The 12,489-nt window shown below is 29.2% G+C and carries 12 protein-coding genes and 1 rRNA gene; 3 read left to right on the forward strand and 10 right to left on the reverse strand.

Translation table 11 applies throughout. From position 1 onward, the window contains the following. The 8 genes from BUA92_RS21795 to BUA92_RS21830 all read right to left on the reverse strand — a co-directional run. A 16S ribosomal RNA gene (locus tag BUA92_RS21795) occupies positions 1-143 on the reverse strand; the annotation flags it as partial. A gap of 440 nt (positions 144-583) precedes the next feature. Next, positions 584-1,234 (reverse strand): hypothetical protein, encoded by a 651-nt coding sequence (locus tag BUA92_RS21800; RefSeq protein ID WP_073022749.1) that lies wholly within the window; start codon positions 1,232-1,234, stop codon positions 584-586. A gap of 12 nt (positions 1,235-1,246) precedes the next feature. Continuing rightward, positions 1,247-3,121: a DUF4153 domain-containing protein gene (locus tag BUA92_RS21805; protein ID WP_073022750.1), complete on the reverse strand. Its 1,875-nt coding sequence runs from the start codon at positions 3,119-3,121 to the stop codon at positions 1,247-1,249. Position 3,122: 1 nt separating this feature from the next. Beyond that, positions 3,123-3,332 carry a helix-turn-helix domain-containing protein gene (locus BUA92_RS21810; RefSeq protein ID WP_021803858.1) on the reverse strand — a complete coding sequence of 70 codons (210 nt, stop codon included), beginning with the start codon at positions 3,330-3,332 and terminating at the stop codon, positions 3,123-3,125. A 17-nt stretch (positions 3,333-3,349) separates the two neighbouring features. Beyond that, on the reverse strand, positions 3,350-3,841 hold the full coding sequence (locus tag BUA92_RS21815) for a DUF2975 domain-containing protein (protein ID WP_073022751.1): 492 nt from the start codon (positions 3,839-3,841) through the stop codon (positions 3,350-3,352). Continuing rightward, positions 3,838-5,151, reverse strand: a complete 1,314-nt coding sequence (locus BUA92_RS21820; protein ID WP_242950232.1) for a B12-binding domain-containing radical SAM protein — start codon at positions 5,149-5,151, stop codon at positions 3,838-3,840. Before BUA92_RS21820 ends, BUA92_RS21815 begins: the two co-directional genes overlap by 4 nt. 333 nt (positions 5,152-5,484) lie before the next feature. After that, positions 5,485-6,087, reverse strand: a complete 603-nt coding sequence (locus BUA92_RS21825; protein WP_083553630.1) for a deoxynucleoside kinase — start codon at positions 6,085-6,087, stop codon at positions 5,485-5,487. 78 nt (positions 6,088-6,165) lie between these two features. Continuing rightward, positions 6,166-7,113: a GNAT family N-acetyltransferase gene (locus tag BUA92_RS21830; protein ID WP_073022754.1), complete on the reverse strand. Its 948-nt coding sequence runs from the start codon at positions 7,111-7,113 to the stop codon at positions 6,166-6,168. Between the two features lie 159 nt (positions 7,114-7,272). Here BUA92_RS21830 and BUA92_RS21835 point away from each other — a divergent pair, with 159 nt between their 5' ends. Both BUA92_RS21835 and BUA92_RS21840 read left to right on the forward strand, forming a co-directional pair. After that, entirely contained in the window at positions 7,273-8,484 is a 1,212-nt protein-coding gene (locus tag BUA92_RS21835) for a class I SAM-dependent methyltransferase (RefSeq protein WP_073022755.1), read from the forward strand. Between the two features lie 25 nt (positions 8,485-8,509). Then, entirely contained in the window at positions 8,510-9,166 is a 657-nt protein-coding gene (locus tag BUA92_RS21840; RefSeq protein WP_073022756.1) for a DUF4230 domain-containing protein, read from the forward strand. Between the two features lie 114 nt (positions 9,167-9,280). Here BUA92_RS21840 and BUA92_RS21845 read toward each other — a convergent pair whose 3' ends face one another. Then, the gene (locus BUA92_RS21845) at positions 9,281-10,036 is read right to left on the reverse strand and encodes a tRNA threonylcarbamoyladenosine dehydratase (protein ID WP_073022757.1); all 756 of its coding nucleotides are present in this window, start codon (positions 10,034-10,036) and stop codon (positions 9,281-9,283) included. Between the two features lie 163 nt (positions 10,037-10,199). On the opposite strand from BUA92_RS21845, the gene BUA92_RS21850 reads away from it, so the two are divergent. Then, positions 10,200-10,892 carry a 5'-methylthioadenosine/adenosylhomocysteine nucleosidase gene (locus tag BUA92_RS21850; protein WP_073022758.1) on the forward strand — a complete coding sequence of 231 codons (693 nt, stop codon included), beginning with the start codon at positions 10,200-10,202 and terminating at the stop codon, positions 10,890-10,892. Between the two features lie 73 nt (positions 10,893-10,965). Here the strand turns inward: BUA92_RS21850 and BUA92_RS21855 are convergent, their stop codons facing one another. Then, positions 10,966-12,480: a C40 family peptidase gene (locus tag BUA92_RS21855; protein ID WP_073022759.1), complete on the reverse strand. Its 1,515-nt coding sequence runs from the start codon at positions 12,478-12,480 to the stop codon at positions 10,966-10,968. Positions 12,481-12,489: the final 9 nt, after the last annotated feature.

The raw sequence follows: 12,489 nt of genomic DNA on the forward strand, positions 1-12,489 counted from the left end.
ATCCCCCTCTATCAGGCAGGTTGCCCACGTGTTACTCACCCGTCCGCCGCTAGAAAATTACCGAAGCAATTTCCTCGCTCGACTTGCATGTGTTAAGCACGCCGCCAGCGTTCGTCCTGAGCCAGGATCAAACTCTCAATTTAAGTGTCACACTAATGTGCACAAATTTTAGTTTAATCTTACTCTAAGAATTACGTTGACTATAAAATAAGTTTATTCAAAACTTCTTAAGTTTCCTCTGTTTAATTTTCAAAGACCATTTTTTCTTTTTCGCTAATCTCTCTCAGCGACAAGTGTTATCTTATCATATACACTTTTTTCTGTCAACAAGTTTTTTCATTTCTTTTTAATCAATTTTTGTTGATTAATTTTTTATCTGAAATGTTTTGTTGTTCTTGCGACGTGTTTTATCTTACCACCTCTACAATACATAATATTTCTCTATATTCCTAGTTATATTAAATTATTCTTATTTATCTAATAATTCCTTTTATTTTCTTTGTTTTTTTATTATTGATACACTAGGAATAGTGTTCATAAGATTGTATCACTAAACTAGCATTTCTCTAGTATTTAATATTATTTAAGTATCTAAAATATATATATAAAGAATATTTTTATCATAATCCATAACTCCAAAATCAAAATTATGAGCTGCCATATTCATACTATCATCTGGATATTCTTCTGCAGCCCTATCTCTAAAATAATAAGATCCATTTTTGATATCTCTAGGAATTTTACCTAGATACTCTCCATATATATACTCTTCACCTCCAAAATAGATTTTTCTTTTTTCCTCATCACTTATAGGTAAAGCATCCCATCTACTGTTCTGCTTTATATCATTAATAAACTCATCTTTATTTGAATCACTAATTTCTATTATAGAGAAATACTCCCCATCCCCATTGAATCCTCCATGAGTATCATTTTCTTTTAGTATTGAGGAGTATTTAGGTATATCTATTCCTATTGTTCTTTTATAAAAATTTTTTTCATCTATATATTTTACTATCCCGATTATCAAACTAAATGAAAATATAAAAGTAAAAAACCATAAACTTGTTTTTAAAAACTCGAATTTACCTATAGATTTATATTCAATTGATATCCAGACAATAAATATTACACATAGTCCCAAACCTACAGATCCCTTTATAAGTATTGGTATATCAATTAATAATAATATTAATAAACTTAGTAATATTCCCACTCCAAGCTTCTTAGACATATAGACTTCTCCTTATTCTACTTTCTCCAATCTATATTTGTTAATATTAAACTCTCTAAAGTCCTCATTTTTATATCTTTTTCTTAAAGCCTGTTCAAAGCTCTCTTTTAATTCAGAATATGCAGTCTCATCTTTTACCTTCTTTATCTCTACTAATGAATCTATGGACAACTCTTCTGTGATATATCCTATGTCTATTGTTTTTGTTACCTTATATTGTTCTAGATTTTGTTTAGCTATATACCCATCTACGTTTATTATATTTATAAAAGCACAAAACACGAACAATGTTATAATCAATGCCTGTTTAAATGCAATCTTTCTCCATATATTAATTATATATAGAAGAAATACTATTCCTAGGAAGGCTAAAACAACTTTTACAGAAAATCTTAATCTTGTAAAGCCATATTTATCTATATACATATTCATTTTATAGTTAGATGAAATAATCATATTTGAAGTTAATAAGATTAAATATGTGTATTGTATTTTTAAGATGTTTCTATATTTATAGACAACATCTCTTGTAAGAAAGCTGCATATAGCTATAATTATAAAGTTTATTATCACTACAACAACTAACTGCATAAAGCCTTCTCTTGCATATTGTGAGTATAAAACTCCTATTGAATTTTTATTTATATATAAATTAGGAATTTGTATTAATGTATAGATAGTATATAACCCTAATAATGATATAAGAAAACTTATAATTATTAGTGGCGATATAGTTTTTTTGATACTTACTCTAGGCGAGGCTTTATAATCACTAGTGCCAAGGAAAACCGCCACACTATATAAAAACATCCAAATCATTAATAACATTCGTAATATCCATTGTTCTAGCCCTATATTTTTAAAGTTAAATAATTGTTTTAAACTTGAAAAAATTGAGGAAATAAACTGACTGAAATATAAATCTGATTGAGAAAGTAGGCTTATCAATATAATTGCTAGAGGTATAAAGATTAAAAATCCCACTATTACTGCATTAATACTCTCCCTATGTGTTCCTTCCTTTTTATTGACTTTTATAGTATTTTTTAATTTTCCAAAACTAATTTTAATGAATATAAATGGAGTAAGTATCGTTTCAGATAAAAATGCTCCTAAAGACCTAAAAGATATACTAAAATCATTAACTAGAGCATTTGCTAAGAGAATATTTATGATAGGTAGAAGGAGTACGTTTATCCATTTTATAAAAGCTACATTATATATCCCAAAGTAAAATGAAGTAACAAGACTTAAGATAAGAAAACCCAAACCTAGGATACTTTTCTTTATTTTATTTTTATTATTTATAAAAAAACAAGTCAGAAATAATATATTGAAGATAGCAATATTTATCCCTAATGGTCTTAAATCAGAGGCTACTTGTCCTACGAGAAAATCAAATAATATTGTTAATACTAAGGAGTATATGATTATCATAGAATTACTACTTGCAGCTTTTTCTACCATTCTTTTATTTCGTTTTTTCCTGCTAACTATATATTTAAACCACTGAGAGTTCTGAGGCAGATTCACAAAGGTTTCTAATATATTATAAGAAGAATATCCTATATCTAAATCTATCATAGCCTCTACTGCTCTCATAAGATTAGAACTTTCTCCATAGGAAAGCATTAAAAACTTATCCTCTGTAAGTATATTAAAAAGTCCCTCTTCATTCTTTATTTCTATAAAATAAAACAATTCCTCATTATTAAGCTTATTAGATTTAAACTTAAGTCTTACATCATAGTCTTCTTTTACAATAAGTTTAATGATTTTTTCTATACCATTGTCATTTTCACATTCAAACTTTATAAATCCAAAAGCATTATCTAATTTTTTACACAAGATATCATTTCCCTTTGATGGAATTACATTAACCCACACATTATTCCTCCTCTACAAACTCTAAAATATCTCCTGGCTGACACTTCAGCTCCTTGCATATAGCCTCTAAGGTTGAAAATCTAATAGCCTTAGCCTTATTATTTTTTAATATCGATAGATTAGCATTAGTAATTCCTACTCGCTCTGCTAATTCATTTAAAGACATCTTTCTTTTAGCCATCATAACATCTAAATTTACTATTATAGGCATATTTGCGCCCCTTTCTCTTACACTGTATAATCATTTTCCTCTTTAAATTCTATTGCATTTTCAAATACCTTTGATAAAACATATATAAATAATCCAGCAAAAATAAATATTAAAAACTCCATATCTGTATGGATTCCTGTGTTATCTATATAAATAAGTTTATATTGTCCGCTAGAAAAATTTATTATGAGATTTATAATATAGCATGTAGCTACTGTAATGCAACATATAGACATTCTTTTTAAAGCTTTAACATTTCCTCTTGTAAATGGATTTTCTTTAACTAAACTATCCATTATAGATCTTATATTAAAAACTATAATAAACACACAAAAACAACCAATTATAAGTAACAAAAATACTCCAAAGCTTTCTAAATTAGTTATTTCTCCTTTTAATTTAAAGGCTTGTTTTAATGCTTGAAAAAAATATAAAGCCCCTCCTACTAATAAAATATCTAACATAATTTTTAATGCTTGAGATAATGATTTTTTTCCATAGTATTTCATATAAATTCACCTCGTATATTTAAACTAGTTTTTGTATCTCCAAGACTTATTTTATATCCTAAGTTCATGGCTAAATTGTAAAAAATATTTGTTCTTGACTTCTTTAATCTCTTAAATATAGATTTAAATGAGTAAAACTCTTTTCTAAACCACATATACCCATCAAAAAGTTCTTCAGGGTGCATATTTTTAGGTATAAAAGCTACTCTAGTTTTTCCGTTATAGTAACTCCAATCCTCACTAAGTAATCTACCCTCCTCCTTTAGCTGCTCGTATATAGGAGTTTTAGGTAGAGGAGTTAATATACTAACTGTTACTCCATCTATTCCTAGTTTATTGCAGGCATCTAGAGTTCTTTTAAACACATCCTTTCTATCTGTATCAAAACCAAAAATTATTCCCGCTTGAATACAGATACCATTAGAATGTACCTTATCTATTATACTTTTGTACTTATCAACATTATTTATTCCTTTATTAACACTCATTAAACTCTCTTTAGAAAAAGATTCAATTCCTACAAAAAGATAAACACATCCAGCTTCCTTAGCTAATTTAAGTAATTCTTCATCTTTACACCTTTCTAAAGTCACTTGAGCTGCCCATCTTTTATTTAGTTTTTTTAATTCCTTTAAAAGTATTTTTGAGTAGTCAGTATCTCCCCAAAAATTATCATCCCAAAACACAAAATATCTACTTTTTATTTTTTTTATTTCTTCTATAACCTCTTCAACAGGTCTAGTTCTATATGGCTCACAATATATTTGCTTTAAATTACAATAACTACATTTATAAGGACATCCTCTAGAAGATATCACTGCTCCTTTTGTGAAATGCCTACCATAAATTAAGTCTCTTCTAGCTATTGGAATGTTGTTTAGGTTAGGAACTTCTTTGCAAATATATTCTTTTTTAGCTTTCCCATTATAAAAATCCTCTAAAAATTCAGGCCATATAAGTTCTCCCTCACCTATCATTATATAATCACAATTCTTTTTAACTTCCTCTGGAAGCAGTGTAGAATGAGGTCCGCCCATAACTATCTTGGAACCTTTCTCTCTAAAAACTTTCGATATATTGTAACAGTGACTAGCATTGGAGGTATTTACTGTTATTGCAACTAAATCAAAGCTCTCATTATAAGGAATTTTTTGATTATATTCATCAATTAGTGTTATTTTATATTTACTTTCATCTATAAAAGCAGCTAAATAAGGCATAGTAATTTGAATAAAATTATTAAACTGCTTTCTCCTAAATTTATTTATCTCCTTGTTCTCTGGAGTTATTAAAAGAATTTTCTTCTTCACATGTTCACCCCCTATATGAGCATTATATATCCTCATTAAGTAAATTACAATATATTTTTATTGTTATTCAATAAAAATATATTGTTTTATTGTTATTTTCTCTCCAAAATCTTCTGCACTCCTATGCTCCTATGTTTTTGCGTTCCTATGTTCTTATGTTCCGCTGTTTCTATATTTTTGTGTTTCAGTGTTCTTATGTTCCTGTGTTCCAGTGTTTTTATGCTTTTATGTTCCAGTGTTTTTATGCTTTTGTGTTTTTATGCTTTTATTCACAAACTATAGTGGCTCAATAATAAAGAGGAAATCACAAAATAGTTTGCAATTTCCTCTTTATTATTGAAGTTCTTTTAATTTTTCATCTATTAATTTTAAGACATATTTTCTATCTTCAAGATTATTTTCAAAATCCAAAGAATCTACGTTTATTTTTAATACTGGTGATATATCATAAGCATTAAAATATTCAGTATACTCCTTATTAAGGGTTTCCCAATAATCTCTTTCAACTACCTGTTCGTAGTCTCGTCCTCTTTTTCTTATCCTATTAATAGCTTGGTCTACTGATATTTCTAAATAAACCATAAGCTTCGGTGCTTTAACGTGTTCTAATATATTTTCTAAAAGTTCTCTATAAACATCAAATTCTTCTGATGTCATATCTCCAGTTATCTCTAATAACTTTGCAAAAATAGCATCTCCATATATACTTCTGTCCATCACAGAATTCTCTAATTCTGCTGCTTCCTTTATATACTTGAATCTATTATTTAAAAAGAATACTTGAAGTGCAAAAGCATACTTCTTTCTATCATAATAAAACTTCTCTAGTATTGGATTATTTACAACAGGTTCTTTAAATGCTGTATACCCTAGCTCTTCTAAAATATTCATCAGAGTGCTTTTTCCTGATCCTACTACACCATCTATAACAATCATATCCCAAATTCCTTTTCTATCTACTTTTTTTAATATCTCACCATACACATTGAACTGCACTCTTATTTTCCTCCTTAGTTAGCAGGAATATTCACTATTAACGTTATAAAAAACTACGTGATCTTTCCATTCACCATTTATAAATAAATATTTTTCGCTTATTCCAAGTTCCTTAAAACCACAGCTTCTAAGAACTCTTTGAGACTTAGTATTTTCAACCATAGCAGTAGCTTCTATTCTATGGAGTTCTAATTCACTAAAAGCATATTTAAGTACAAGCTTAACAGCTTCCTTCATATATCCCTTTCCCTGTTCATTTTCATCAATAGAATATCCTATAAATGCATTTCTAAAAACTCCATAAACTATGTTTGATATTCTTATTTTTCCTATAATCTTCTTATCTTTAAATATTCCTAAGTCTATCCCTGTGCCATCAATAAGCTGTTTATAGCTTTCCATTAAAATAGAATATTGTACCTCATAGGTATAAAAACTTCTATCTTTTTGAGGCTCAAATTCTTTTAAATGATTAAAGTTCCTTATATAATAATCTAACATTTCTTGAGCATTATCAGGAGTAAGATTTTTAACTTCAATATTGCTCCCTTTTAGCTCTATAACAGAAGGTTTCCTATTTTTAATTCTGTAATCATACATATTAAGGCCAAAAATAAGTTCACTTTTATGAGCACCAGACACAATTAGGCTATCACTTAATACTCCCTCTAACTCAAAACCTACTAATAACAAACTGTTTATAGGCATGTCTTCACTTACATATAAGTTAATCTTATAGAATTTTTCTTTTTCAAAAAAATAACTAGCTATGTTTATAAGTGAATCTCTTAAAAGTTCTTTTTTTTCACTCTTAAAAAACTTAAGTCTTAAAGAACAGCTCTTGTTCTCACGATCTAAGTTTATTACGTTTATTTTACCTATATTTAGTTTTAAATAATCTTTAATAGAGTACTCAAAGTCACTTTTACCTATAGGCTCAATGCTCACTCCAAACTTACTTGCCATAAGTCCATCTCCTAGATTAGCGTATATTTGTGCATACTTAACATTTCATAATTATATCACAAATAGAACTCCTCTTCACTTAATAATTTACTATTTACACTTAAAGCATTATAATCTTAATATTGTTTTATATTAATTATTATGGAAGGTAGTGATTTTATGAATAAACAGAACATCGGTAAAATAAAATTATTCTTAATAGGACTTGAGAATAGATTTAGCGAAAACAGTTCTATATTTAAAGATATACATGTTGTTTATAAATCTGGTTTAAAAGAATTTAAGGGAGTAGGTAGTTATAATGAGGAAAATATCTCATATAATTTTAATGGGAAGACAGAAAACTACACTCTATCTGAACTTTGGAACAGAGTAACTAAAGAAGCTGAAAATTATGACGAGGTTTCTATTCTATATAGAGAGCGTGGAACCGACATTTTAATCACTGGAGATAATAAAAATGTAAAAATGCAGAACAAAGAAGTGCCAGAGGATTCTACAATAATTTCTTCTAATGAAACAAAAGAAACTTCTCCAGCTAACCATTCGCAAGAGACTTCTACTCTTTTAAACAGAGACTACTACATAAAGGTCGGAAAAGCGGATGCATTGTTAAAAGAAATCGGCATAATGAGTAAAGACGGGAAAATTAAAAATAATAAGATACGTAAATACAATCAAATAGACCATTATGTAGAACTTTTAGAGGGCGTTTTGGATTCACTTCCTAAAAATAAAGTTATTACAATATTAGATTGTGGATGTGGAAAGTCTTATTTAACCTTTGTTTTAAACTATTATTTAACTGAAATAAAGAGAAGAAAGTGTAAGTTTATAGGGCTTGATATATCTGAGGGCGTTATTAATTCTTCTAAAGAAATGGCTAAAAATCTTGGTTATAGAAATATGGAGTTCCATGCTATAGATATAAAAATGTATAAACCTAAGGAAAAAATAAATGTCGTTATGTCTTTACATGCTTGCGATACAGCTACAGATATGGCTCTAGCTCTAGGAATTAAACTTGAGAGTGATTGTATTATAGCTGTTCCTTGCTGCCATAGACAAATGCTTTCTCAATATAATTACGAACCTTTTGAAGGAATTACTAAACACGGCATCTTAAAAGCAAGGCTTGCAGATGTTTTAACTGATGGAATGAGAAGTATGATGTTAGAAGCTAAGGGGTATGATGTTTCTGTAGTTGAGTATATATCACCTTTAGAAACTCCTAAGAACTTAATGATAAGGGCTTTAAAAACCTCAGATGAAAATTACGATTTAATGAGTGAGTATTTAAATTTGATGAGTTCTTTAAATGTATATCCTGCTTTATATGAGTTTTTAAATGAAGGCTGGATGGCAGAATAAGAATTTAATCTGATTGGGGGGTTTTATGAGGAAATTTAAAAGAAAGGTTGTTTTTCTCTCTATTTTAGCAGTATTTTTTGTTTCTATAGGTTTTTATACTTGTTACAAATTATTCAACAAACCTGCAGATAAAGTCGAACAATGGGTTTCACCTGATTCAACAGAAAATACTAAATTTATCTCTCAAGAAAGCATTATTGACAAAATACACGAAACCCAAAAATTAATCTCCCTAGAAGCAGACCTAAAAGAAAGAATTTTGCTAAATGATAGCTGGGGAGAGTGGGAAGTGTTTAAAAAAGTCAAAGGAATAACTTTTTACGGGAAAGGTAGTTATTCATTAGATTTTTCAAATATAGATAAAGGGAACATAAAAATTGATAAATCTCAAAATTCAATTTCTATAACATTACCAAAACCTATCGTTGAAGATGTAACCATATATGAAGAAAAAACTGTTTATGAAACAACTACTAATGGTTTATTAAGATTTGGAGATATAAAGTTATCCCCAGAACAGACTATTTCTATTTCTAAAGAGGTAAAAAAACTAATGAAAGATAAAATGGTGGAAGATGAGCTTTACTCCAGTGCTGAAACTAACGCAAAAAGCTCTATTGAAAAACTTTTGAGGCCTTTATTTCCTAATGAATCCACAATCATTGATATATATTTTGTATAATAAAAGAGTCCTAAGATAGGACTCTTTTATTATAGTTATCCACAGTATATATTTTTATAAACATGCTTATCCACAATTTTTCATTACTTATCAACTGTTTTCTGTGGATACTTTTTATATATTTAAAATATCTTTAACTACTTGTGAAGCTATAATCATTCCTGCAACTGGTGGAACGAAGCTAATACTGCCTGGTATTTGACGTCTTATGGTACATTTTTTAGTACCACCTGTACATACACACCCTGTTTTACAGGTTACTACATCTTCTGATTTTGGCTTTATAGGAATCTCCTCAGAATATACAACTTTTAATGACTTAACTCCTCTTTTTCTAAGCTCATATCTCATAACTTTAGCTAAAGGACATACTCTTGTCTTATATATATCTGTAACTTTAAACTGAGATGGGTCAAGTTTATTACCAGTTCCCATAGAACTCATTATTTTTATATTTTTATCTTGGCAATACACTGCAAGTGCAATTTTTGCAGATACAGTATCTATAGCATCTACTACATAGTCAGTATCTTCTGAAATAAATTCTGGAATATTCTCTTCAGTAACAAATGTTTCATAAGTTATAACATTACATTTTCTGTTTATAGAAAGAACTCTTTCTTTCATAACTTCAACTTTTGACTTACTTATAGTACTATAAGTTGCATGCACTTGTCTGTTTAAATTAGTAAGACAAATAGTATCATCATCAATTAAAACAAGGGTACCTACTCCTGCTCTAGCTAATGATTCTACAGTATAACTTCCAACTCCACCTATTCCAAATACAATTACTTTAGAATTTTTTAATTTTTCTAGTCCCTCTGAGCCTATTAAAAGCTCTGTTCTAGATAATGAATGTTGCAACATATGGCATTTCTCCTTTATATATGAAAGTTACAATTACATAATTAATTGAATCACTCTATCATTTTAGTTTATATTTTATAATAAAACAATACGTACTTTTATTGAGTAAAATAATTCCTAAGGTTATAATGTATAAGAGTAATATTTTCTGGGAGGAAATTAAATGATTATAGGAATAATTGCCGCGATGAATGAGGAACTAGAAATTCTTCTAAAGGATATGCATGTTCAATCAACAGAGGAAAAAGCTAAAATGACTTTCAATAAAGGGAGTTTATGGGGAAAAGAAGTTATCGCAGTAGTCTGTGGCGTTGGTAAGGTTAATGCAGCTATTTGTACTCAAATATTAGCTAGTGAATATAAAGTAGATAAAGTAATCAATGTTGGGGTTGCTGGAGGAATAGGTAAAGATATTTACCCAGGAGATGTAGTAATAGCTAACAATCTAGTAGAGCATGATATGGATACTACAGCTTTTGGAGATAAACACGGTCAAATTCCTAGACTTGATACTTTTGATTTTAAATGTGATGAGAAGTTAGTTAAAATTGCTTTAGAAGCTTGCGATGAAGCTAAAGATATTAAAACATTTTTAGGAAGAATAGTTACTGGTGATCAGTTTGTTGCAAATATAGAAAAGATTCAATGGTTATCTTCTGAATTTGAAGCTTTTGCTTGTGAAATGGAAGGTGGCAGTATAGCACATACTTGTTATTTAAATAGTATTCCATTTGTAGTTATACGTTCCATTTCAGATAATGCTAACAACGGCGCTCATATGGATTTTGAAAAATTTGTTCCAATTGGAGTTAAAAACTCTACTACTATTTTAGAAAAAATGATTAAAAAGATGTAAAGCAGGGATTTCCCTGCTTTTAGTATGAGTAATAAGGTGTAGTTTACTTAAATTTAGTAAACTACACCTATTTTTAATTTAAAATTCTTCTTATTCTTCCTATTTTACTCCAAGGTACATCTGCAATTTTAACGTAGCTTTTGGAATTAGAAGATTCAATCCATTGATTGTTTCCTATATACATACCTACATGTCCTATATCTGAATAGAATAGAAAGTCTCCTAATTTTACATTTTCTTTTGAAACCTCTACCCCATTATTTATCTGATCATAAGTAGTTCTACCTATATTTATTCCTGCTTGTTTAAATCCCCAATATAAAAATCCTGAACAGTCAAAAGACCTATAGCCTTTATCTACGTACTGCTGAGCTAAATTATATTCTCCACTTTGAGCTGCAGCTGGAAATCTTACTTTTATCTCATTTAAAAACGATGTTGTTAAAAGTTCTCCTGCTCCTCCATATACATAAGGTGCTCCTATTTGAGCTTTTAATATATTTAAAATAGCAGTATATGTTTTAGATATATCCTCTTCATTTGACGCCTCTACTTTTTTAACATAGTCCTTGAGCACATATCCAACTTTACCATTATAATTTATATTAACCCAATCTCCAGAAGTTCCTAATATCTTAAAGGAGTCCCCAGGTAATAAATAACCTACAACTGCACTAGTATAATCTGAAGTAGGTTTATCTCTAAGCCTCAAATTAGTACTTACATTAACAACTATCCCTATCTCCTCTACAGTTTCAGGCGGGTTCGTAGGTGTAGTAGGTGTAGAATCATCTACAAGTTTTATATAATCCTTATGTGCATATCCAGAAACACCATTTGCATCTATACTATACCAATCTCCGCTCTGACCTTTTATACTAATTGATTGTCCATTAATTAAATACCCCACTATCGCGGAAGAGGTGTTTGCTTCTTTTCTTATTCTTAAACTTGAACTCACATTAATAACTTGTCCCTTGCTTTTGATTGGACTTGTTGGATTAGTTGGAATCTCGGGCGTGTTTGATCCTGAGACTTCTTTTACATAGTCCTTGTACACATAACCTATTGTTCCATTTATATCTATACTATACCAATCTCCTGATTTACCTTTGAGATTAAGCTCTTGTCCATTTTTTAAAGCTCCTATTATTTGCGCTGAAGTACTAGCTCCGCCTCTTATATTTAAAGCACTACTGACGTTAATAACTTGTCCTTTTGATGATGTATTTTCATTTCCACTTGGTGGATTAGTTACTGTGGTAGCACCAGCTTCTTTAACATAATCCTTATATACATATCCAACTACACCTTTTGCATCTATATTATACCAGTCACCTGATTTTCCTTTAATATCAAACTCTTGTCCATTTACTAGATAACCAATAACTTCAGAGTTAATATCAGCAGCCTTTCTTATTCTTAGATTACTACTTACGTTTACAACTTGTCCTTTAAGTTGAGCCACAGATTGTATCGAAACATCATTTGTTTGCTGTACTGCATTAGCTTCTTCACCTAAAATATGTGAACTTGCAGAAACGGTAGCTGCTACTATTAATAGCTGAGTTATTTTTTTCTTATTCACCTTTACATC

It is taken from the genome of Clostridium intestinale DSM 6191 (assembly GCF_900130055.1).
Classification (GTDB): Bacteria; Bacillota; Clostridia; order Clostridiales; family Clostridiaceae; genus Clostridium_T; species Clostridium_T intestinale.